At 62.6% G+C, this 21,336-nt stretch carries 22 protein-coding genes; 11 read left to right on the top strand and 11 right to left on the bottom strand.

Annotated features, from left to right (window positions below):
- Position 1: 1 nt before the first annotated feature.
- The 3 genes from AAFP29_RS02860 to AAFP29_RS02850 form a co-directional block, all read right to left on the bottom strand.
- Positions 2–766 (bottom strand): MlaE family ABC transporter permease, encoded by a 765-nt coding sequence (locus tag AAFP29_RS02860; RefSeq protein WP_419215792.1) that lies wholly within the window; start codon positions 764–766, stop codon positions 2–4.
- A 57-nt stretch (positions 767–823) separates the two neighbouring features.
- Positions 824–1,714 (bottom strand): 3-oxoacyl-ACP reductase, encoded by an 891-nt coding sequence (locus AAFP29_RS02855; RefSeq protein WP_419215791.1) that lies wholly within the window; start codon positions 1,712–1,714, stop codon positions 824–826.
- 112 nt (positions 1,715–1,826) lie between these two features.
- Positions 1,827–2,018, bottom strand: coding sequence for a ferredoxin (locus AAFP29_RS02850; protein WP_419215790.1), 192 nt, complete (start codon positions 2,016–2,018; stop codon positions 1,827–1,829).
- 105 nt (positions 2,019–2,123) lie between these two features.
- Here AAFP29_RS02850 and AAFP29_RS02845 point away from each other — a divergent pair, with 105 nt between their 5' ends.
- From AAFP29_RS02845 to AAFP29_RS02835, 3 genes are read left to right on the top strand one after another with little or no spacing between them, the layout of a single operon-like run.
- The gene (locus AAFP29_RS02845; protein ID WP_419215789.1) at positions 2,124–3,326 is read left to right on the top strand and encodes an acyl-CoA dehydrogenase family protein; all 1,203 of its coding nucleotides are present in this window, start codon (positions 2,124–2,126) and stop codon (positions 3,324–3,326) included.
- 39 nt (positions 3,327–3,365) lie between these two features.
- Positions 3,366–4,478 (top strand): acyl-CoA dehydrogenase family protein, encoded by a 1,113-nt coding sequence (locus AAFP29_RS02840; protein WP_419215788.1) that lies wholly within the window; start codon positions 3,366–3,368, stop codon positions 4,476–4,478.
- Between the two features lies 1 nt (position 4,479).
- Entirely contained in the window at positions 4,480–6,036 is a 1,557-nt protein-coding gene (locus AAFP29_RS02835) for an AMP-binding protein (RefSeq protein ID WP_419215787.1), read from the top strand.
- Positions 6,037–6,079: 43 nt separating this feature from the next.
- On the opposite strand, the gene AAFP29_RS02830 is transcribed toward AAFP29_RS02835, so the two are convergent.
- On the bottom strand, positions 6,080–6,925 hold the full coding sequence (locus AAFP29_RS02830) for a DMT family transporter (RefSeq protein ID WP_419215786.1): 846 nt from the start codon (positions 6,923–6,925) through the stop codon (positions 6,080–6,082).
- A 128-nt stretch (positions 6,926–7,053) separates the two neighbouring features.
- On the opposite strand from AAFP29_RS02830, the gene AAFP29_RS02825 reads away from it, so the two are divergent.
- The 3 genes from AAFP29_RS02825 (at position 7,054) to AAFP29_RS02815 (ending at position 8,861) form a co-directional block, all read left to right on the top strand.
- On the top strand, positions 7,054–7,602 hold the full coding sequence (locus AAFP29_RS02825) for a DUF4334 domain-containing protein (RefSeq protein ID WP_419215785.1): 549 nt from the start codon (positions 7,054–7,056) through the stop codon (positions 7,600–7,602).
- A 24-nt stretch (positions 7,603–7,626) separates the two neighbouring features.
- A complete protein-coding gene (locus AAFP29_RS02820) occupies positions 7,627–8,247 on the top strand; it encodes a maleylpyruvate isomerase family mycothiol-dependent enzyme (protein ID WP_419215784.1) in 621 nt (206 codons plus the stop codon).
- 107 nt (positions 8,248–8,354) lie between these two features.
- Positions 8,355–8,861, top strand: coding sequence for a hypothetical protein (locus tag AAFP29_RS02815; protein WP_419215783.1), 507 nt, complete (start codon positions 8,355–8,357; stop codon positions 8,859–8,861).
- Positions 8,862–8,963: 102 nt separating this feature from the next.
- Here AAFP29_RS02815 and AAFP29_RS02810 read toward each other — a convergent pair whose 3' ends face one another.
- The gene (locus tag AAFP29_RS02810) at positions 8,964–10,091 is read right to left on the bottom strand and encodes an NAD(P)H-dependent flavin oxidoreductase (RefSeq protein WP_419215782.1); all 1,128 of its coding nucleotides are present in this window, start codon (positions 10,089–10,091) and stop codon (positions 8,964–8,966) included.
- A 38-nt stretch (positions 10,092–10,129) separates the two neighbouring features.
- The gene (locus tag AAFP29_RS02805; RefSeq protein WP_419215781.1) at positions 10,130–11,758 is read right to left on the bottom strand and encodes an acyl-CoA synthetase; all 1,629 of its coding nucleotides are present in this window, start codon (positions 11,756–11,758) and stop codon (positions 10,130–10,132) included.
- Between the two features lie 61 nt (positions 11,759–11,819).
- On the opposite strand from AAFP29_RS02805, the gene AAFP29_RS02800 reads away from it, so the two are divergent.
- Positions 11,820–12,644: a crotonase/enoyl-CoA hydratase family protein gene (locus AAFP29_RS02800; RefSeq protein ID WP_419215780.1), complete on the top strand. Its 825-nt coding sequence runs from the start codon at positions 11,820–11,822 to the stop codon at positions 12,642–12,644.
- A gap of 69 nt (positions 12,645–12,713) precedes the next feature.
- Positions 12,714–13,322, top strand: a complete 609-nt coding sequence (locus AAFP29_RS02795) for an FMN-binding negative transcriptional regulator (RefSeq protein ID WP_419215779.1) — start codon at positions 12,714–12,716, stop codon at positions 13,320–13,322.
- A 157-nt stretch (positions 13,323–13,479) separates the two neighbouring features.
- Here AAFP29_RS02795 and AAFP29_RS02790 read toward each other — a convergent pair whose 3' ends face one another.
- Positions 13,480–14,526, bottom strand: a complete 1,047-nt coding sequence (locus tag AAFP29_RS02790; protein WP_419215778.1) for an LLM class F420-dependent oxidoreductase — start codon at positions 14,524–14,526, stop codon at positions 13,480–13,482.
- A gap of 67 nt (positions 14,527–14,593) precedes the next feature.
- Here AAFP29_RS02790 and AAFP29_RS02785 point away from each other — a divergent pair, with 67 nt between their 5' ends.
- The 3 genes from AAFP29_RS02785 to AAFP29_RS02775 are packed head-to-tail and all read left to right on the top strand — an operon-like array spanning position 14,594 to position 17,834.
- The gene (locus AAFP29_RS02785) at positions 14,594–15,622 is read left to right on the top strand and encodes a Zn-ribbon domain-containing OB-fold protein (RefSeq protein WP_419215777.1); all 1,029 of its coding nucleotides are present in this window, start codon (positions 14,594–14,596) and stop codon (positions 15,620–15,622) included.
- Positions 15,622–16,656, top strand: coding sequence for a thiolase domain-containing protein (locus AAFP29_RS02780; protein ID WP_419215776.1), 1,035 nt, complete (start codon positions 15,622–15,624; stop codon positions 16,654–16,656). Before AAFP29_RS02785 ends, AAFP29_RS02780 begins: the two co-directional genes overlap by 1 nt.
- A complete protein-coding gene (locus AAFP29_RS02775; RefSeq protein WP_419215775.1) occupies positions 16,656–17,834 on the top strand; it encodes a thiolase domain-containing protein in 1,179 nt (392 codons plus the stop codon). The genes AAFP29_RS02780 and AAFP29_RS02775 overlap by 1 nt, the downstream gene beginning before the upstream one ends.
- Before the next feature lie 25 nt (positions 17,835–17,859).
- Here the strand turns inward: AAFP29_RS02775 and AAFP29_RS02770 are convergent, their stop codons facing one another.
- The 4 genes from AAFP29_RS02770 to AAFP29_RS02755 form a co-directional block, all read right to left on the bottom strand.
- Positions 17,860–18,408 carry a carboxymuconolactone decarboxylase family protein gene (locus AAFP29_RS02770; RefSeq protein WP_419215774.1) on the bottom strand — a complete coding sequence of 183 codons (549 nt, stop codon included), beginning with the start codon at positions 18,406–18,408 and terminating at the stop codon, positions 17,860–17,862.
- A 187-nt stretch (positions 18,409–18,595) separates the two neighbouring features.
- Positions 18,596–19,441: a hypothetical protein gene (locus AAFP29_RS02765; protein ID WP_419215773.1), complete on the bottom strand. Its 846-nt coding sequence runs from the start codon at positions 19,439–19,441 to the stop codon at positions 18,596–18,598.
- Between the two features lie 63 nt (positions 19,442–19,504).
- Positions 19,505–19,963: a nuclear transport factor 2 family protein gene (locus tag AAFP29_RS02760; RefSeq protein ID WP_419215772.1), complete on the bottom strand. Its 459-nt coding sequence runs from the start codon at positions 19,961–19,963 to the stop codon at positions 19,505–19,507.
- On the bottom strand, positions 19,950–21,173 hold the full coding sequence (locus tag AAFP29_RS02755) for a cytochrome P450 (protein ID WP_419216328.1): 1,224 nt from the start codon (positions 21,171–21,173) through the stop codon (positions 19,950–19,952). Before AAFP29_RS02755 ends, AAFP29_RS02760 begins: the two co-directional genes overlap by 14 nt.
- Between the last annotated feature and the right edge of the window lie 163 nt (positions 21,174–21,336).

Below are 21,336 nucleotides of genomic sequence, written 5' to 3'. Positions count from 1 at the left end.
ATTAGCCCGCCGTCGCTTTCAGACCGACTGCGGTCACCACGACGTTGACGACGAATAGCGCCATGAATGAGTAGACGACAGTCTCGTTGACGGCGTCGCCGACACCCTTCGCGCCACCGGAGACATTCAAGCCCTGGTAACAGCCGACCATGCCGGCGAACAATCCGAACAACGCTGCCTTGACCATTGAGATCATCAACTCGCCGAGACCGGTCAGTAGGGTCAGGTTTGCCAGAAACGCACCGGGGTTCACATCCTGCAGATAGACCGAGAACACGAAGCCGCCACCGATGCCGATCGTGCAGACGAGGCTATTGAGCAGCAGAGCCACCCCGGTCGAGGCGATTATGCGCGGCACCACCAAGCGATGAATCGGGTTGATGCCGAGCACTTTCAGTGCGTCGATCTCTTCGCGAATCGTGCGCGCGCCAAGGTCCGCGCAGATTGCCGTCGCACCTGCACCGGCGACGATCAACACCGTCACAATCGGGCCGATCTGGGTGATCGTGCCCAGCGCGGCGCCTGCTCCGGACAGATCCTGTGCGCCGATCTCGCGCAGCAGGATATTGAGCGTAAAGCTCACCAGGACGGTGAACGGAATGGCGACGAGGAGCGTCGGCACCATCGAGACGCGGGCAATCGCCCACGACTGTTCAACGGTTTCCCGCCATTGAAACGGGGGCCGGAACAGCTCACGGGAAGACTCAACCCCAAGTGACACAAAGTCACCGACCGCCGAAAACGGCGTCGCGAGCTTGCGAATCACCTGCACTCCTAACGCGCGGCTGTGGCGAACCTACCATGCCCGAAACAGTCATATGTCTTAGTTCATGAGCGCACTTGCGGAGAACGACATCGACGGATCACGATCAGCAAAATAGCTGGTGAGCGATCCGCTGAGTTCTCCAGTACGCCAGGAGTCACAGTCGGCATTGAACACATGGGCTGCTTGCGGTGCCGCCATCAAAGTGACCTTCGGACCGTACACGATGAACACCTGACCGTTGATCCGGTCCGAATCGGGGCCGGCCAGGTATTTGACAAGCTCAACGACGTGTTCAGGCGAGAGTGGATCGACGCCGTCGATCGGGGCGTCGGCGAAAACATTCTCGGTCATCGCGGTGCGAGCGCGTGGGCAGATCGCATTGGACCGCACCCCAAACCGGTCCAGTGCGCGTGACGCCGACAGCGTGAGTGCGGTAATACCGGCTTTGGCTGCCGCATAGTTGGGCTGGCCGGCTCCACCGAGTAGCCCCGCCTCTGACGAGGTGTTGATCAGACGCCCGTACACCGGCGCGCCTGCCTCCTTGGACTTCGCCCGCCAGTAGGCACCGGCATTGCGGTTGAGCAGAAAATGGCCGCGCAGATGAACTCGGATCACCAGATCCCAGTCATCGTCGGACATATTGAAGAGGATTTTGTCGCGGATGACTCCGGCGTTGTTCACGACGATGTCGAGTCCGCCGAGCGTCTCGGTCGCTGCTCGCATGATTTCAGTCGCGGTCTGCGACGCGGAGATGTCGCCGGCCAATGGAATCGCGGTGCCCCCGGCTGCCTCGATAACGTCGAAGACGTCAGTGGCGTCCAGCGCGTCGGCAAGATCGTTGACGACGACCTTGGCACCCTGCGACGCCAAGCCGATCGCCTCCGCTCGACCGAGTCCGGCACCCGCGCCGGTGACTACCGCGATGCGGCCTTCAAGTGAAGCAACCACTGATTCAACCTTCCAAGCACTGCTGACAAGTTTTGCGTTCCCCCAAAACTAGAACCTGTTGCAGTACCATACAGGGAACGGCCGAATCGGCAATCATTTCCGAGTAAATGGTTCATTCGTCCAGACTGAGCGCCGACTTGGGGCAGCTCGCCACCACCTGACGCAGTTCTTCGACTCGTTCGGCGGGCACGTCCTCTTGCAAAATGACCAGGTAGTCGTCGTCATCCAGATCGAAAACGTCGGGCGCCATCCCCACGCAGATGGCATTCGACTCGCATAGATCGAAGTCGGCCTTGATTCGCATCTCACACACTCCTACTGATCGTCGGCGCCTGTTGACGCAGCCGCCGCTTTCGGGTTAGAACGTGTTACAGATTATAGGACACACACCGCCCGTTATGGAGTTCTGATGCGCATCGCCTACACCGACCAACAAGCCGAGTTGCGGCGCGAGCTCCGTGCGTATTTCGCGAAACTCATGACGCCCGAACGCCGCGCCGCCCTCACCTCGACATCCGGTGAGATCGGCGAAGGCACCGCATACCGCGACGTCGTCAAGCAGATGGGCACCGACGGCTGGCTCGCACTCGGCTGGCCCGAAGAATTCGGCGGCCAGAACCGGTCGATGATGGATCAGCTGATCTTCACCGACGAAGCGGCGATCGCGGGCGCGCCGGTACCCTTCCTGACGATCAACTCCGTTGCGCCGACCATCATGCATTACGGCACCGACGAGCAGAAGGCATTCTTCCTGCCGAAGATCGCGTCGGGTGACCTGCACTTCTCCATCGGCTACTCCGAGCCGGGCGCGGGTACCGACCTGGCGTCGCTGCGTACGAGCGCGGTCCGCGACGGCGACGACTTCGTCATCAACGGCCAAAAAATGTGGACGTCACTGATCCCGTACGCCGACTACATATGGCTCGCGTGCCGCACCGACCCCAGCGGTCTTGAACCCAACGGCCGCAAGCACAAAGGCATTTCGATGCTCATCGTGCCGACCACCGCCGAGGGGTTCAGCTACACCCCGGTGCACACGATGGCCGGCGTCGACACCAGCGCAACCTACTACTCCGACGTCCGGGTACCGACGTCGGCCTTAGTCGGCGAGCTGGGCAAAGGTTGGCCGCTGGTCACCAATCAGCTCAACAACGAGCGGGTCGCATTGTGCAGCGCCGCACCGATTCAACACGCGTTGCGTGAGACCATCGAATGGGCGCAGAACACAAAGACTTCCGCTGGTTCTCCGGTGATCGACGCGCCCTGGGTGCAGTCGAATCTCGCACAGGTGCACGCCGGCGTCGAGTTCTTGAAGTTGGTCAACTGGAAGATCGCCTCGGCCGCCTCGTCGGGCGGTGCACCGAGTCCGGCCGACGCTTCGGCCACCAAGGTCTACGGCACCGAATTCGCGCCGGAGGCATACCGATTGCTAATGCAGATCCTCGGCCCAGCGGCCACTCTCCGCCAGGGCAGCAGTGGCGCACATCTGCTCGGGCGCCTCGAGCGATTCCAGCGCTCCTCCCTGATCCTCACTTTCGGCGGCGGAACCAACGAGGTGCAGCGCGACATCATCGCGATGCTCGCCCTCGGTCAGCCGCATCAGCGACGCTGACCCGCCACCTCCCGCAAGCCCGAAAGGCCATCGATACCAATGGATTTCACTCCTGATGAAACAACTGCCGAGGTCGCCGGCCTGGCCGCCGACATCGCCGCGAAACTATCCGCACCGGACAAGGTGGCGGAGCTGGAAGCCGCTGGCGCACGGCTCGACGTCGACCTCTGGCGCGAACTCTCCCAGGCCGGATTACTCGGCCTCGAACTCCCGGAGAAGGCTACCGGCGGCGGGCTGACCGTCCTGGACACGATCGCCGTGGCTGAACAGTTGGGCCGCGCGTTGGCACTGGTGCCATACGGCCAGCACTCGATCGCCGCTCTTCCGACGCTCGCCGCCTTCGGCTCCAAGTCGCTGCGTGGCGAATGGCTCGAACGCGGCGCCGCCGGGCTCGGCGTCCTCACCGTCGCGATCGACGAGGACTTGGGGTATGACCCAACGGCACCGGCGACCACCCTGCACCGGGACGGAAAGTTGTGGAAACTTAACGGCACCAAGGTGATCGTCGCATTCGCGACGGCGGCCGATGCATTGCTGGTCACCGCGGCCGGCCCTGACGGCTCGGTCGTCGTACTGGTTCCGGCCGATGCTGACGGGGTGCGAATCGCCGCCACCCCATCGACCGGACTGATCCCGACTGAGCAGGTCGACTTCGACTCGGTAACAATCGCCGACGACGCCGTGCTGTCCGGCGGGAGCACCGCCGTTTCGGCACTCCTCGACCGCGCCGCCCTCGCCGCATGCGCCGAACAGTCCGGCATCTTGGAACGCGCGCTGGAACTGACTGCGGCCTATGCCGCCGAACGAGAGCAGTTCGGCAAGCCGATCGGAGCCAATCAGGCTGTCGCACAGCGTCTTGCCGATGGCTATATCGACGTTCAGGGGCTCAAGTTGACCACCACGCAGGCCGGCTGGCTGCTGGCTAACGGCGATCTATCCTCGCTCGCGGTATCAACGGCGAAGTACTGGGCCGCGCAGTCGGGACACCGCGTCTCACACACCGCGGTACACGTACACGGCGGCGTCGGACTGGACACCAGCCATCCGGTACATCGATACTTCCTGCGCGCCAAGCACAATGAATTCAGTCTGGGCTCATTGCCTGCGACGCTGGCGAGTATCGGGGCGGCGCTCGCGGCCGAACCGGCCTGACATGACAGACAACGAGCGCGGCACCTCGTCGGTCACCGACGCGCGCACGCTCAGCGGGCTACTCGCCGCGCTCGTCGACATCGACGACCGCGGACTCTACTTCGAAGACGAATTCGTCTCGTGGCGTTCACATTTGGCGCTCGGCATGCAGCGTGCGCGAGCGTTGGACGGGTTGCTCGACCGCGAGCGACCACCGCATGTCGGCGTGCTGCTGGGCAATGTGCCGGAATTCAGCTACTTACTGTCGGCGGCGGCGATCTCCCACGTCGTGCTGGTGGGCCTGAACACAACACGCCGCGGAGCGGCACTGGCACGCGATATCGCCGTCGCCGACTGTCAGATCGTCGTAGTCTGCAATGACACCGCGCCGCTGATAGATGGGATCGGTTGTCCAGCAACGATCCTCAATATAGACAACCCGCAGTGGGCGACACTGCTGGCGCCACACACCGGCTCCCCGGTCAGCATCATCGACCATCAGCCAGACGATCTATTGATGCTGATCTTCACATCGGGCACCAGCGGCGACCCCAAGGCAGTGCGCTGCAGTCAACGCAAATTCGCCGGCGCCGGCCTGATGCTGGCCGAGCGTTTTGGCATCGGCGCCGATGACGTCGTCTATCTGTCGATGCCCCTGTTCCACTCAAACGCGACGATCGCCGGCTGGTCGGTCGCGGTCGCCGGCAGCGCGTCAATTACGCTGCGCCGCAGCTTTTCGGCTCGAGGTTTCATCTCGGATCTCCATCGGTACCGAATCTCCTACGCGAACTACGTCGGCAAACCGCTGCACTACATCCTCGCCGTGCCACCACGTCCCGATGACGCCGCGACGTCGTTGCGGGTGGTCTACGGCAATGAGGCAGCGGCAACTGATCGCGCCGCGTTCGCCGAGCGCTTCGGCTGCGTCGTCGTCGACGGATTCGGCTCCACCGAGGGGGGTGTGTCGATCACCCGAACCGTCGACACCCCACCCGATGCACTCGGGCCACTACCAGCCAACGTCGTTGTAGTGGAACCCGATACCTCAGTGCCGGTGCCGATCGGCCAGATCGGCGAGATCGTCAACACCTCGGGTGCCGGACTTTTCGACGGCTATTACGGCGACGCTGACGCGACCGACGAACGACTGCGCGGCGGGATCTATCGCACTGGCGACCTCGGCTGGGTCGACGACGATGGCTATATCCATTTCGCGGGCCGCGTCGGCGACTGGGCGCGTATCGACGGCGAGAACATCGGCACCGCGCTCGTCGAGCAAATTCTGTTGCGGCACCCTGGGATCGCACTCGCCGCGGTGTACGGTGTGCCGACCGACATCGGCGATGACCTGTGGGCTGTACTGGTAGCGCCACATCTGACGCCGGGCGAGCTGGACGAATTCCTTTCCCGGCAAAGCGATCTAGGCCCCAAACAGTGGCCAACGCGGGTGCGGGTGGTCAGTGAGTTGCCGCAGACCGCCACGTTCAAGACGGTCAAAAGGTTATTGCGGACCGACCCGGCGCCACCGGATTGGGTGCGCGTTGGCGGACGATTCGAGGCGGCGTCGGCGACTGGTTGAGTCGGCGCAGCATTCCGCAAGGTCGAGGGATTCTTCGCCGGTCTTACTGTGAAACCGCGTGCTCCACTTCGTATTCCACCTCGCGTTCGGCCGCGTGTTTCGCCAGCACTACCGTCGCGTAGAACATCAGCAACAAGACCAGCACGACGAAGATCCCTTCGACCACACCGACTTGCGCACGCTCGCCCAGCAGCAGCACGCCCAGGATCATCGCGACCGCCGGCTCCATCACCGTCATCGCCGGGAACGAGGTCTGCAAGTCATGCGCGGCGAACGCCATCTGCTGAGCCACCACCGATCCGGTGGCAACCAAAACAATTAGGTAGATCTCCGGGTGCGTGAAAATGGTGAAGAAACCTTCACCCAACTGCTCCATCAGCCCTTTGACGAGGAACGACTGCACACCGGTCAACACACCCGACGCGGCACCGAACAGCAGCGCTCGGTAATGCAGCGATACGAATCGGGTGGTGATCACCAGCGCACCCAAGAGCACCACCAGCAGTGCGATGACGGTCGCGAGGACACCCGCACTTGCCTGGTGCTGACCGGGACTTGGCCGCGTGATGAGCACGAAGGCCGCGATGCACAGCGTAAGCGTCAGACCCCACTTCCACTCGTGCACCGTAAGACGCCGATGGTCCAGATGCGCCTCCATCGGCAGCGCGAACAGCACCGATAAGACGATCAATGGTTGTACCAACATCAGCGATCCGAGCCCCAGAGCCGCAGCTTGGAGCCCGAAACCGAACGCCGCAATCAGTACACCGAGCCACCAGCGCCGAGTGATTCCGCCACGCGCGGTCGACGCCCGCTGGCGCACCAGCGTGCCGATCGCCACCAGCAAAGCCGAGGCGACGGCCAGTGCCGCGGGCAGAAACAGATGCACTGTGCCAGGTTAGCCACTTAATGCTGAGCATCGCCCAAGTTGCAACCGCTGAAACGCATCGCTATTTTTGTGTCAAAGGGCCGACGCCGACGCACTACCAACCATTTCGATTCCAGACGAGGGCGACAATGAACTCCGTAGTGACCCTGCACCAACTCACATCCGGCGTGTCCACCACGGACGCCGCGACGCTTTTCGACTCACTGCCCGCGGTAGCCGTTCCCGACGTCGTCGGGGCCACGTGGCATGGCGGCGAAGTGCCCACCGACCACCCGATGGACGGCCTGCTGACGATCTCCGGGTGGTACGGCAAGCGTTTTGACGACGCCGATCGCGTTCATCCCCTGCTCTTCGGCGAGCGCGGCTCACTATTCCCGGTGAATCCCAAACTGGTGCCGATCGGGTTGCTGAACACACTCGGCCCGAAACTTCCCAAGCGGAAGGTCCCCGGGTTGTCCACCGGCATCAAGGCCGCCAAAACCCGCCGGCACCGCGCACGCTTGCGCGTCGTCGAATTCCAGGCTGGCGACGGCCCCGCAAAACCAAGCGCCGCAATGGTTTACGACGATCTGCCAATCATCGATCATTTCCGCTGGCTTGACACCGACATCCTGCTCGGCGCGATGGATCTGCGCGGCTCGGCGCACCCATACTTCTTCTATCTCGAACGCGACTGACCGTCGGGTCCTAGCATCGGAGACATGTCCACCTATCTACGCTGCGCATACGCCTTCGCCGAGTTGGTGGCCGCCGTCGGGGCCGACCGCTGGGACGATCCCGCACTGGGCACCTGGTCGATTCGCACGCTCGTCGGACATACCGGCCGGTCATTCGACACCGTGATCGCCTATGCCGCCCACCCTGAGCCAGAAGACATCAATACCCCGACGGCGCAGGACTACTACCTGACGCTGACCGCCGACGACGGCCCGCTAGGACCAGGCAGCGATACGTCAGCCATCGATGCCCGCGCGATCGCGGCCGGCGTCGCTCTCGGCGGCGATCCGACCTCGGCGATCGCGGCCAAGATCAGCGAAGTCACGACAGTCTTGGCTGCCCAGCCGGCGCAACGTCGGGTCGAGGTGATCTTCGGACTGACGATGCCGCTGCCGGAATACCTGCGTACGCGTGTCTTCGAACTGGTCGTACATACACTCGACCTGAGCAGCGCCATTGGCACCTCGCACGCTCTCCCGCCGGACGCCATCGCCGACATGACTCGATTGGCCGCCGCGATCGCGGCGTCATCCGATCAGGCCGAACGAGTGCTACTTGCACTAACCGGCCGCGAGCCGTTGCCAGCCGGATTCAGCGTCGTCTAGCCGGCGGAGTGTCGTCCAATCAACAGACACGAGTTGGACAGAATCATCCCGGTAACGCTGAACTGACGGAGGCATCTGAACGTCGGCAGTGTGATCGTGGAGGCGCAATGGCAGGACAGACGGGAAACCGCGTTAAGAACATACTGTGGGGTCTGTTCGTCGGCCTAATGGGTGTCGGCATGATCATCGGCGGTATCGTCTCGATCTCGGCCAAAGGAAAGCCCGAATGCAACGGTCGGACGATCACCGAAGACTACGTCTGCGTTACCGATGGCGTCGAGCGTACGGGTGCCGAGCAAGCCGCCGAGAATGAGAGCAGCTCACATAAGGGCGGCTGGATTCTCTTGGGTATCGGCGTTGTGCTGGCGGGCGGAAGTCTCGCCTTCTTCTCGGACGCGAGAGGCGCGAGTCGGCGAGCCAACCCCGCGCCCCCGCAGCAGAATCCATGGCCGGTGATCACTCCACCGGTACCTCCGCAGCCGACATATCCCCGCCCGGCCTCATATCAACCGATCTACCCGCCGCAGCAGCCGGTCACAAATCAACCACCGCCGCAACCTGATCCGCAGCAGCCGCCGGGCCCGCCGAAGATCGACTATCGCAAACGGCACTGACCACGCTGGAGCTCAACCCGAATTCTCGTCCCGCTGAGATGGTTCGAGGGACGAGAATTCACCAGGTCACCACACGGCGCGAAGTGGGGCGGCCGGGCACCGTCACAGCGTCTTGTCGAGCCGCGATGCGGCCTCCTTGTACTCGTTCACCAGGTCGGCGATCAGCTCTTCCACTGGCGTGATCGCGTTGAGGCGACCGACGATCTGACCGGCCGGCATCGCGACCACCTCGGGGTCGTCGGCTTGTGAGATTCGCGCATGCGCTTGTCCCACAAGCAGATTCTGCAAAGGCATCGGCAGCGGCTCCGGCGCGTTGGGAGCATCCCAGGCGTCAGTCCACTTGGTCTTGAGCAGGCGGGCGGGCTTACCCGAGTAGATCCGGCGTCGGACGGTGTCGCGTGACGTCGCGGCCAGCAGCGCCTGCTGAATTGTGGACGGCCCATCGCCGTGCGCACCAAGCTTGTATTCGGCGGCAGTCAGCCAATAGGTACCCATCCACACACCCTGCGCACCCAACGCGATAGCCGCTGCCATCTGCCGACCGCTGCCGACCCCGCCCGCGGCGAGTACCGGGGCCGTGTCGCCGACGGCGTCGACGAGTTCGGGCCACAGAATCATCGAAGTCACCTCGCCGGTGTGCCCACCGCCTTCGTAGCCCTGCGCGATAACGATGTCGACGCCTGCCTCGACATGGTGCAGCGCATGCTCTTTCGCGCCCGCCAATGCGGCAACGGCCACACCGTTTTGGTGCGAGATATCGATGACGTCGGCCGGCGGCGAACCGAGAGCATTGGCGATCAGCTTGATCTGCCCGTATTTGCGAGCGTGTTCCATCGCGACGTCGACATGCGACCGAGCGACTGAATGCAGCCAGCCCAGCACCCCGGTGTTGACCCGATTCTCGCCTTCGAGCTTCGGTACGCCCAACTCATCGAGGGTCCGCTCGACGAATGCCCGGTGCTCGGGCGGAATCATGGTGTCCAGATCCACCTTGGATCCCTCGGTGGGTATCTTGGCGGGCATCACGATATCGACGCCGAATGGCTTCCCATCGGTGTTCTCGTGCATCCACTCGAGTACCTTGTCGAGTTCTTCGGCTTCGTTGAAACGCACGCACCCGAGCACGCCGAGTCCGCCGGCTCGGCTGATCGCCGCCGCGACGTCTTCACTCGGAGTGAATCCGAAGATGGGGTATTCGATGCCGAAACGTTCGGTTAACTCGGTACGCATGAAAATCCTTTACTAGCAATCGGTTTCAGAGGTGTGGGTCAGCTGGTTTCATCTGCGGGTCGCGACTCGGTGATCGAGCTGCCCCATCGGTAATCGGGCTTGCCAGCGGGCGATCTCTTGAGCTCATCGACGAACCACACACTGCGAGGGCATTTGTAACCGGCGAGTCCTTGTCGCACAACTGAATTCAAATCGGCCAGCGAAGGCCGAGCGTCATCGCGCACTTCGATCACCGCGGCGACCCGCTGCCCGAATCGCTCGTCGGGCACCCCAACGACGACGGTGTCGAAGACGTCCGGATGCGCCTTGAGCGCGGCCTCCACCTCTTCCGGGAACACTTTCTCGCCGCCGGAGTTGATGGATACCGACCCGCGGCCGAGCATGGTAATGGTGCCGTCAGCCTCGAGGATCGCGTAGTCGCCCGGCATTGAATGCCGCACCCCGTTGTACTTGACGAATGTCTTGGCGGACTTGGCCGGATCGTTGTGGTAGCGCAATGGGATATTGCCGGTGCGGGCCAGCATGCCGACTTCGCCGGTACCCGGTTCGATATGACTGCCGTCGTCCCGAATCACGTGGGTCGACGGGTCGGCCTTCACCCGCGGCGCACCCATATGACTCTGCCCCTTGGCCACCACACCCATCCCACCGAAACCCGTCTCCGACGAGCCAATCGCATCGATCACGATGGCATTCGGGAAGCGTGCCAGGAACTTCTCTTTCACCGCAGGTGAAAACAGTGCTGCCGACGAGGCGATCGACACCACTGTCGAGGTGTCGTAGTCATCGTTCACGTCGAGCGCGTCAATCATGGGGCGCCCCATCGCATCTCCGGTGATGAACACGACGTTGACGCCGTGACGAGCAATTGCCTCCCAGCTATGCGGACCACTGAAGTCGGGGTAGACCACAGCCTTACCGCCGGCGAACAAGGACTGGAAGATCGCCCATTGAGACCCGCCGTGGATAAACGGCGGAATGGGGAATCGCACGAGCTGTCCGCCCGCCGCGCCGCCTTTGGCCAGTTGCCACTCATCGGCAACCGGTTCTCCTGTGTACCAATCAATCCCGCCGCCGAGAACGCGGAAAACATCCTCCTGCCGCCACACAACACCCTTCGGCTTTCCCGTGGTTCCCCCGGTGTAGATCATGTACAAATCATCGTCGGAACGCGCGGCGAAATCCCGCTCCCCCGACTGCGCGGCGATGGCCGCCTCAAATTCGACGACGCCGTCGGTCACCCCGTCACAATCGATCGGGACTTGAGTCTCATCGTCGATGACGATCCGGTACGACAGCCCAGGTGTGGACGGCAATACGTTGCATACCCGCTGCGTGTATCGCCGCTCATGGATCAGCACCTTCATACCCGAGTCGGTGAAGATATGTTCCAGCTCGTTCTCGACGTACCGGAAATTGACGTTAACCATCACGGCGCGGGCCTTGAAGATCGCGACCATGGCCTCAACCGCCTCGATGGTGTTCCTGCTGTAGAGACCCACCGAGTCTCCAGGGCGCACGCCCCGATCGATGAGTGCGTGAGCGAGGGCGTTGCTGCGTGCGTCGAGTTGTGCGTATGTACGGTTCCGGTCCCCCGATTCGAGCGCGACGCGGTCCGGCATCAGGTCGACCGCATGCTCGATCAGATCGGCAATCGTGTAAGCCATGCTACAAAATTAGAACGTGTTACTGTTTTCGGCAAGCGTTTGTATAAACCCGGAGGCCTTCATGTCCACACCAACCCAAACCGGCACCCAGACCAAGGGGCATACCCCCGAATGCCTCGTCGAGAAGCGTGGTCACACGCTTATCGTGACGATGAATCGACCGCAGGCACGCAACGCGCTTTCGAGCGAGATGATGGCCATCATGGAGCAGGCGTGGGATCAGGTCGATGCCGATCCGGAGATCCGCGTGGCAATCCTTACCGGGGCCGGTGGCTACTTCTGCGCCGGAGCAGACCTCAAGTCGATGAATCAGAAGGCGCCCGGCGACAAATTCGCCGAAGGCGGCTGGGACCTCACCAGACTGCCCGCATTGCTCAAGGGTCGCCGCCTTACCAAGCCATTGATCGCCGCGGTCGAGGGGCCGGCCATCGCCGGCGGAACTGAGATCCTGCAGGGCACCGATATTCGAGTTGCCGCGCGATCAGCCAAATTCGGTGTGTCCGAAGCGCGTTGGGGCCTGTTCCCACTCGGCGGCAGTGCCGTGCGCTTGGTCCGCCAAATCCCGTACACCGTCGCCGCCGATATCCTGCTGACCGGTCGGCATATCTCGGCCGACGAGGCGAAGGAATACGGACTGGTCGGCTACGTGGTGCCCGACGGCACCGCGCTGGACAAAGCCCTCGAGCTCGCCGACAAGATCGCCGCCAACGGTCCGCTCGCGGTCCAGGCGATCCTCAAGACAATCCGCGACACCGAAGGTATGCACGAGGAAGAGGCGTTCAAGATCGACGCCGAACTCGGCTCGAAAGTCTTTCAGTCCAAGGATGCGAAGATTGGACCAAAGGCGTTCGCCCAGAAGGAGACTCCCGCTTTCACTGGCGAGTAACGCTCGCCCGGTACCGCCGGCTCTTCAAATTAGCTTGGCGGCGTCACGGACAGCGCATACGGTCGTCGTATGTACATCGCCCGTCCCGACCGCAGTTCCGACGAACACGCCCGCGAACTTGTGTCCGCCGCGGGTGTGGCAACCGTGTTCTCAGCGGCGGGCACACTAGCCGCGACTACGCTACCCATTCTCTGGAGCGAGGACACCGTGATCGCCCACATCGCCCGGGCGAACGCACATTGGCGTGACCTCGATGGCGCCGAAGTCCTCATCGTCGCAACGGCACCCGACGCTTACATCTCACCGAACTGGTATCCCTCCAAAGCCGAACATGGCCGCGCCGTCCCTACCTGGAACTACAGTTCGGTCCACTTGCGCGGGACTGCGCGGATCGTCACCGATACTGATCGCGTACTGAACTTCGTCGAGCAGTTGACCAACACTCACGAAGCCCAGTTCGCAGAACCTTGGCAAGTTTCCGACGCACCGGATTCCTTTGTGACACAACAGCTCAAGGCAATCGTCGGGATCGAGATCAGTGTGGCCGGGGTCGAGGCCAAGGCTAAATGGAGCCGCGGGCGGAGTGCGGCTGATCAAGCCGCCGTGCTGGCGGCCCTCGACAGACGCGACGTCGAGGCAGCCGCGGAGATGCGCGGCAGCCGTACGCGGCGAGAATGACCCTATCCGGTGAGTCACCCCCGAGTCGTCGCGGATCAGTATCATCGACCGCGGACCGAACGACCATGACTGCGCAAGTTCACTCACGATCGGCGAAAACTGCGGCCAGGCTTTTATCGGGGGCAGTTGCCCCTCGACGGGCACCCAGCCGCAGTTTTCACTGTGCCAGAGCCAACTCGCCAAGCTGCCGAATGGTCCCGACGTCGCGGGCGGTGACCATCAACATCGTGACGCCTGCCGCTTCCCACTGCGCCACTTGATCTTTCACCTCGTCCAGCGTGCCGACGATCATCGTCTCGCGAACCATCTCGTCGGGCACCGCTGCCAGCGCCTCGGCTTTGCGGCCAGCCTGGAACAGCCGGCCGATCTCATCGACCGCATCGCCATATCCCATGCGGCGGTACAGATCCGCGTGGAAGTTCTTCTCTTTGGCACCCATCCCCCCGACGTACAGCGCGGTCGACGGACGGTAGCGTTCAACGGCGGCGCCGACGTCGTCGGTGATCACCACTTGAGCGTTCGCGGCAATCTCGAAGTCAGCACGCGAGCGGCGCGCGCCCGGTCGGGCAAAGCCCTCGTCGAGCCAGGCGTTGTACTGCTCGGCCAGACCGAGACTAAAGAAAACCGCGAGCCAGCCGTCGGCGATTTCCGCTGTCTGCGCGACGTTTCGCGGGCCTTCGGCACCGAGCCAGATCGGGATATCGGCCCGCAGCGGATGGGTTATCGACTTGAGCGGTTTGCCGAGTCCGGTGGCTCCGGGACGATTGCCGGGGTACGGCAGCGGGTAATGCTCACCGTCGCTGGTGACCCTGCCCTCGCGTGCCAGCACCTCCCGCACTACCCGCACATACTCCCGAGTCCGGGCCAGCGGCTTGCCGAATGGCTGGCCGTACCACCCCTCGACCACCTGCGGCCCGGAGACGCCTAGGCCGATAATATGCCGCCCGCCCGAGAGGTGATCGAGAGTCAGCGCGGCCATCGCCAACGATGTAGGGGGTCGAGCGGAGACCTGCGCGACCGCTGTGCCCAATCGAACTCGGCGTGTCTGCGCACCCCACCAAGCCAGTGGTGTGTACGCGTCCGAACCCCAGGACTCAGCGGTGAAAACCGCATCGAATCCCGAATCTTCCGCTGCGGCAACCAATTCCGGTGCGTCTGGGATCGGTCCGGCGCCCCAATAGCCGAGTTGAAGTGCCAATCGCATAGGTTCTCCGGTTCGTCGTGGGTACTTGCTTCTTGCACGTAATACTAGAACGTGTTCTAGTAGGAAAGTGACCACCACCACTGTTTCCAGCGGTGCCACCTGTCCCGTGGCACACGTACCCGAGCCATCGACGGAGATTCTCAGCGCGCCGCTGACCAATTCCTTCGACTACACGCGCTCGCTCGGCCCCGTTCTCAGCCAGTTCGCGCTCGGCCTCCGAGACGGCCGGATCGTCGGCTCCAAGAACTCCGACGGCACCGTATCGGTGCCGCCGGTGGAATTCGACCCGATCACCGGCACCCAGATCGGCGAACTCGTCGACGTCGCCAGCATCGGCACCGTGACATCCTGGTCCTGGCAGGCCGACCCCGCGCCGGCACAACCGCTCGACAAGCCATTTGCGTGGGCATTGATCACGCTCGACGGGGCCGACACCGCATTACTGCACGTCGTTGCCGTCGAATCGCCTGACGACATCCACACCGGACAACGGGTCCATGCGGTATTCGCCGCCGCCCGAACCGGCCGGATCGACGACATCGCCTACTTCGCACCGGGTGAGAACACCGAGCCGGCCACACCGAACACCACCGACGTCCCCGAGGGCGACCGCGTTGTCATCGTCACGCCGATCGCGACCTCCAACACCCACTCGGCGAGCCCGGCGGAATCGGAGTTCCTCTATGGCCTCAAGGCAGGCAAGCTGATCGGCAATCGGATGGCATCGGGCGTCGACGAAGGCCGCGTGTACTTCCCGCCGCGCGATGTAAGTCCGGCCGACGGCGCACCACCCGCAGAGTTCCTGGAACTCCCGCATACCGGCATTGTGACGACCTTTTGCATCGTCAACGTCCCGTTCCAGGGACAGAAGATCAAACCGCCGTATGTCGCCGCATACGTATTACTCGATGGAACCGATATTCCCTTCCTGCACCTCATCCTCGACTGTGCCGCCGACGACGTTCGGATGGGTATGCGAGTCGAAGCAGTGTGGCTCCCCAAAGACGAATGGCAGTACTCGATGGGCAATGTGAGTCATTTCCGGCCAACCGGCGAGGCAGATGCCGATTACGAGACCTACAAGGAATACGTGTGATGACACTTCCACGCATCGCGATCGTCGGCTTCGCGCACAGTCCGAACGTCACCGCCTCACATGGCACCACCAATGGTGTCGAAATGCTCATACCCTGCTTCGACAAGCTCTACGCCGAACTCGGCATCAGCCGGACCGATATCGGCTTCTGGTGTAGCGGATCGTCGGATTACCTTGCCGGCCGCGCCTTTTCATTCATTTCCGCGATCGACTCGATCGGTGCGATGCCACCGATCAACGAGTCGCATGTGGAGATGGACGGCGCCTGGGCGTTGTATGAGGCGTTCGTGAAGATCGCAACCGGCGAAGTGGATCTGGCATTAGCCTACGGCTTCGGCAAATCCAGTGCGGGTGACGCCGATCTGACGCTCGCATTGCAAACCGACCCATATAACGTTGCTCCACTGTGGCCCGGTGCAAGCGCCCTGGGCGCATTGCAGGCGCGCGCGGGCATTGATGCCGGCGTGTGGACCGAGGCCGACATGGCCGCGGTCGGAGCGCGGACCTTCGGTGGTGATCCAGCCGACCTCTTGACCACCGACTACGTCGCAAACCCGTTGCGCCGCCACGACATCGCTCCATATACCGACGCCGGTGCCGCAGTGATCATCGCAAGCGAGGGCCGCGCCCGCGAGCTGGTCGCCAACCCCGCATTCGTCACCGGATGGGACCATCGCATCGACAGTCCCAACTTCGGCGCACGCGATCTCACCATATCGCCGTCGACGAAACTAGCCGGCGACACCGCATTCGGCGACCGCAGTCGGGCGGTCGACGTCGCCGAGATCCATGCCTCCTTCTCGCATCAGGAACTGATCGTCCGCAATGCGCTGGAGTTGCCGGAATCGGTGCGTATCAACCCATCTGGCGGATCACTCGCCGGAAACTCACTCTTCTCGGCCGGTTTGCAACGTATCGGGTACGCGGCACATGAAATCCTCACCGGCAATGCCGGCACCGCGGTGGCGCATGCGTCGGGCGGACCGCTGCTGCAGCAGAACATGATTGTCACGATGGCGGGAGACGAAGCCTGATGGGATACAAGAACCGCGCTGCCGTCCTGGGCACCGGACAGACGAAATACGTCGCCAAACGTCATGACGTGACGATGGCCGGCATGGTCCGCGAGGCCATCGACGCCGCGCTACTCGACGCGAAAGTGTCGATGGACGAGATCGACGCGGTGGTGATCGGCAAGGCCCCAGATCTGTTCGAGGGCACCATGATCCCCGAATTCGCGATGGCCGAGGCCGTGGGTGCCGTCGGTAAGAGACTGATCCGCGTTCATACCGCGGGCTCGGTTGGCGGTTCGACCGCCAACGTCGGAGCCTCGCTGGTATTCGGTGGAATCCACAAACGGGTGCTCGCAGTCGCGTGGGAGAAGCAGTCGGAGTCGAATGCCATGTGGGCGTTGTCGATTCCGGTTCCGTTCACTAAGCCGGTCGGCGCTGGTGCTGGCGGCTTCTTCGCGCCGCACGTGCGCTCGTACATCCGCCGTTCCGGTGCTCCCGAACATATCGGCGCGATGGTCGCGGCGAAGGATCGCCGCAACGGTTCACTGAACCCGCTCGCACATCTACACCAGCCCGATCAGAGCGTCGAGAAGATCATGGCATCGCAAATGCTCTGGGACCCAATCCGTTACGACGAGACATGTCCGTCGTCGGATGGTGCCTGCGCCGTCGTCATCGGCGACGAGCAAGTCGCCGACGCAGCCGTCGCGGCAGGCGATCCGGTTGCCTGGATCCATGCCACCGCGATGCGAACCGAGCCGCTCAACTTCGCTCATCGCAATATGGTCAGTCCGCAGGCCGGTCGCGACGCCGCCGCCGCGTTGTGGAAAGCCGGCGGTATCACCAATCCGATCGAGGAGATCGACGCAGCGGAGATCTACGTGCCGTTCTCATGGTTCGAACCGATGTGGCTGGAGAATCTCGGTTTCGCGCCGGAGAACGAAGGCTGGAAGCTGACCGAGGCAGGCGAGACCGAAATCGGCGGACGTATTCCGTTGAACGCATCCGGCGGCGTCCTGTCGTCGAATCCCATTGGCGCCTCAGGCATGATCCGGTTCGCGGAGGCCGCGATCCAGGTGATGGGCAAAGGCGGCAACCATCAGGTGCCCGACGCCCGAAAAGCACTCGGCCACGCGTATGGCGGTGGGTCGCAATACTTTTCAATGTGGCTGGTTGGCGCGGACAAGCCGACGTCGTAGTGTCGTCTGGATTTCCCGGACTACGCTAACTCGACTTCCGCGGCTCCGGCAACGCGCAGGCCGCGCCGTCGGACATACCCGTCGGTCGTACGCCCAATCCCTGGTTGTGCCGGGCTCGTTGGTTCTCCCACGCGATAGTGGCAGCGAGTTCGGCAACCTGGCCTTTGGTGAACTGCTGCAACAACTTCTGTCGGATCGGCTCGATGTCGATGGCTGGCGTGACCGTCATCGCCTCGGCGAAGGAGATCACTAACTTCTCCTGATCGGTGTAGGCGTCACTGTCGGCGTAGACCGGCAGGTCGCGCAATTGCTGTTCGTTGATGCCGGCCGTGCGCGCGAGTGCTGATCCGATGTCGAGGCAGAACTCGCAGTTGATCAGGCCTGCCGTCTTAAGTTCGGCGAGTTCCTTGAGCCGGGGGTCGAGGCGGTTGCTGAACATGATCGCCACTTCGTAGAACATGGTGGCCAACAACAGGAGTGGCCGTCGGATCAGCCAGCTGTAGAGGTCGACGCGATTTCGCTTGGCCTGCGAGAAGACTTTGAGATAAGCCGACAGGCGATGCAGTGCCCTCATGTGTGTGCTCCTTCGTCGAAACGGGTGGGGGCTTGCTGGTTACGCTACGCGCTTAGGCGAAGCGGATGGGGCGACCTTCCTCACGTCGGGGGGAGTGTGCGGATTGGCTGAACTCTGCCTCGCCACGACGTCGAAGGGGTTTGTTCCCCCGCCCGACGTCGTCGCGCAGAAACCAGCCGACCATCCGTCATAGCGCGTCCAACTGCGCCCGCACCTTCTCGACCGCCGCCCGCGCCGACGACCTGTCCCGATCCGCCTGTGTCCGTGCCTTTTTCGCTGACTCTTCGCCCCGCTTGGCGGATTGGAGTTCGGCTTCGGTCTCGGATAGTTCACTGCGCAATTCGTCGATCCGCTCTTCACATTCAACTCGACGACGTATGACATCGTCGAGAGCTTCGTCGGCTTGCTCGACGTCATCAACCGCTTCGTCGAGTGCAGTCTGGGCCTCCGCCAAGGCTTTTCGTAGCAAGCCGCGCAACTCTTCGACGTCGGGTTTGGCCTTCTTCGACGCCCCGCCCTCGATGACTCGCAGGCTGCCGCGTCCGAAGACTTCTTCGCCGCCACTGCCGAAACCGGCGTGATGGACTGCCGCCACCACCCGGCCGAGCCGCACTTGCTCACCGAAGTCCGGATCAGCCATCGCCGCGCCAAGCGTCTGGCCTACCTCCCGAGAAGCATTCTCGCTCAACACTTGTCCCCGATCAGCGGCAAGCGATGCAGTTCGCTTGGTCAACCCTCGGAGTACCTGTTGCCGCTGTTTATCCAAGGCGCGCAATTGATCGGCCGACAACGCGTTTTGTGCCTCACGTAGCGCGTCGCCGACCTCGAGGAGCGAGGCCACATCATCCGCCGACTCACGGGCCAGAACATTCACCGCCCAGCCGACGAGTGTCGGTTTGCGCAGCAGACCGATCTCGCGAGCCAGTTCCCGAGATCCGTCGGCCTTCGCTTGCGCCGCGCGTTCCTTGCGAACTGCGACAAAATCGGCTGGATCTAACCCGTACAGTTCGTCGGCAACCTCGTCGATGTCCATATGTTCATGAAACCATCGGCGAGCGCCCGGACGGCGAACGATCGCCGAGGGGAAGGTTCCGAGTCAGGCCTTACGCACCGAGTTGATCGTCTTCTCCACTTCCCAGAACGCGCGCAGCGCGGACAACTTCCCATCGGCGTCAGCGCGATAAGTGAATACCCCGTGCGCTTCGGAAACATGACCCGCTATATGCGTCACGATCTTGCCGACGTAGGCGACCTCGTTGCCGCAGATGATCTCGTCGTCGAACACGAACTCGATACTCTCGGTGGTGGCGATCGACTTATCCCAGAATGCCGAGATCTCCTCGCGTCCGTGATGTCCCTTGCCCTCGGGGTCGAACATCGACGGTCCGACCGGATCCTCAACGCTGCCGTCGATGGCGAAATTGTCCAACCACGCCTGCTTGTCGCGAGCGGCAACGGTGTCCCGCGACCTACGGCCGGCCAATATCGCCGGATGATTCTCCCGATCGATGTTGAGGTAGGCGGGAGTCTGCTCGGTTACCTCACTTGACGCCATAGTCCACCTGCAACTCCTTGACGCCGTTGATCCAGCCGTGCCGGAGACGCCGCGGCGCCTCGATCTTAGAGATGTCGGGAACCAGATCGGCCAATGCGTTGAACATCAGGTTGATCTCCATCCGAGCCAGATTGGCGCCGACGCAGAAGTGCGCACCATTGCCGCCGAACCCGACGTGCGGATTGGGATCGCGCAAGATGTTGAAGCTGTATGGATCGTCGAAGACTTCGTCGTCGTAGTTGGCCGAGCCGTAGAACATCCCGACGCGCTGCCCCTCCTTGATCGCGACGCCACCAACCTCGGTGTCGCGCTTGGCAGTTCGCTGGAAGCAGTTCACCGGCGTCGCGAATCGGACGATTTCGTCGACAGCGGTTGCCGGCCGCTCCTTCTTGAACAGCTCCCATTGGTCGGGGTTGTCCAGGAAGGCATTCATGCCGAGGCTGATGGCGTTACGCGTGGTCTCATTCCCGGCAACCGTCAGCAGGATGAAGAAATAGCCGAACTCGATTTCGTCAAGACTCTGTCCGTCGATGTCGGCATTCACCAAGGCCGTGACGATGTCTTCGGCCGGATTCTTACGACGCTGCTCGGCCATGTTGTAGCCGTAACCCAGGATCTCGGCCGACGCCATCTGCGGGTCCTCGGTGAACTCCGGATCGTCGGCGTTCATCATTGAATTCGACCAGTCAAACAGTTTGGTGCGGTCCTCTTCGGGTACACCCAGCAAGTCGGCGATCGCCAGCAATGGCAGGTCGACGGAGATCTGATGAACGAAGTCGCCCTTGCCGGTGGCCGCAGCGTCACTGACGATCTTGCGTGCGGCGTCGTCCAGCTTCTCCTCCAGGCCATGTACGGCGCGCGGGGTGAATGCCTTCGACACGAGTTTGCGCAGGCGGGTGTGCTCTGGCGGATCGTGGTTGATGAGCAGAGCTTTGGTGATGTCGATCTGCTCCGAGGTCATGTCGTCCTCGAAGCGCATGATCACGCCGTTGGTGTTGGTGGCCCAGTCGTCGTTATTCTTGGAAATCTCTTTGATGTGAGCGTGTTTGGAGATCACCCAATAGCCGCCGTCGTGGAATCCGCCGCCCTTTCCCGGGGCCTGCGCGTTCCACCAGACCGGCGCGGTCTTGCGGAGTTCGGCGAACTCCCTCACCGGAATGCCCTCCACGAGCAGATCAGGGCTGGTGAAATCCCAGCCCTCCTGCTGCATGAACGAACCATCGACCGGGGCGTCTTGAGCCTGGGTCACGTGATCACCTCGTTCTTGAATCCGTTGATCTCATACCACCGACGGTTGATGAGAACTTGTTCTAAATTTGTTGTATCCCAGAGTGCCACACAGGATGGACATGAACAATAACCTGTTCTAGTTT

It is taken from the genome of Gordonia sp. CPCC 205333, from assembly GCF_048537885.1.
Lineage (GTDB): Bacteria > Actinomycetota > Actinomycetes > Mycobacteriales > Mycobacteriaceae > Gordonia.
Note: the sequence above shows the minus strand (reverse complement) of the source record. Positions and strands in the feature narration are given on the sequence as shown.

Coding starts and splice junctions, on each gene's coding strand:
- AAFP29_RS02765 (WP_419215773.1), bottom strand. CDS start 19,441: ATGGACATCGACGAGGTTGCCGACGAACTGTACGGGTTAGATCCAGCC.
- AAFP29_RS02835 (WP_419215787.1), top strand. CDS start 4,480: ATGACAGACAACGAGCGCGGCACCTCGTCGGTCACCGACGCGCGCACG.
- AAFP29_RS02840 (WP_419215788.1), top strand. CDS start 3,366: ATGGATTTCACTCCTGATGAAACAACTGCCGAGGTCGCCGGCCTGGCC.
- AAFP29_RS02775 (WP_419215775.1), top strand. CDS start 16,656: ATGGGATACAAGAACCGCGCTGCCGTCCTGGGCACCGGACAGACGAAA.
- AAFP29_RS02815 (WP_419215783.1), top strand. CDS start 8,355: ATGGCAGGACAGACGGGAAACCGCGTTAAGAACATACTGTGGGGTCTG.
- AAFP29_RS02810 (WP_419215782.1), bottom strand. CDS start 10,091: ATGCGTACCGAGTTAACCGAACGTTTCGGCATCGAATACCCCATCTTC.
- AAFP29_RS02795 (WP_419215779.1), top strand. CDS start 12,714: ATGTACATCGCCCGTCCCGACCGCAGTTCCGACGAACACGCCCGCGAA.
- AAFP29_RS02845 (WP_419215789.1), top strand. CDS start 2,124: ATGCGCATCGCCTACACCGACCAACAAGCCGAGTTGCGGCGCGAGCTC.
- AAFP29_RS02770 (WP_419215774.1), bottom strand. CDS start 18,408: ATGAGGGCACTGCATCGCCTGTCGGCTTATCTCAAAGTCTTCTCGCAG.
- AAFP29_RS02820 (WP_419215784.1), top strand. CDS start 7,627: ATGTCCACCTATCTACGCTGCGCATACGCCTTCGCCGAGTTGGTGGCC.
- AAFP29_RS02760 (WP_419215772.1), bottom strand. CDS start 19,963: ATGGCGTCAAGTGAGGTAACCGAGCAGACTCCCGCCTACCTCAACATC.
- AAFP29_RS02825 (WP_419215785.1), top strand. CDS start 7,054: ATGAACTCCGTAGTGACCCTGCACCAACTCACATCCGGCGTGTCCACC.
- AAFP29_RS02800 (WP_419215780.1), top strand. CDS start 11,820: ATGTCCACACCAACCCAAACCGGCACCCAGACCAAGGGGCATACCCCC.
- AAFP29_RS02780 (WP_419215776.1), top strand. CDS start 15,622: ATGACACTTCCACGCATCGCGATCGTCGGCTTCGCGCACAGTCCGAAC.
- AAFP29_RS02805 (WP_419215781.1), bottom strand. CDS start 11,758: ATGGCTTACACGATTGCCGATCTGATCGAGCATGCGGTCGACCTGATG.
- AAFP29_RS02790 (WP_419215778.1), bottom strand. CDS start 14,526: ATGCGATTGGCACTTCAACTCGGCTATTGGGGCGCCGGACCGATCCCA.
- AAFP29_RS02755 (WP_419216328.1), bottom strand. CDS start 21,173: ATGCAGCAGGAGGGCTGGGATTTCACCAGCCCTGATCTGCTCGTGGAG.
- AAFP29_RS02850 (WP_419215790.1), bottom strand. CDS start 2,018: ATGCGAATCAAGGCCGACTTCGATCTATGCGAGTCGAATGCCATCTGC.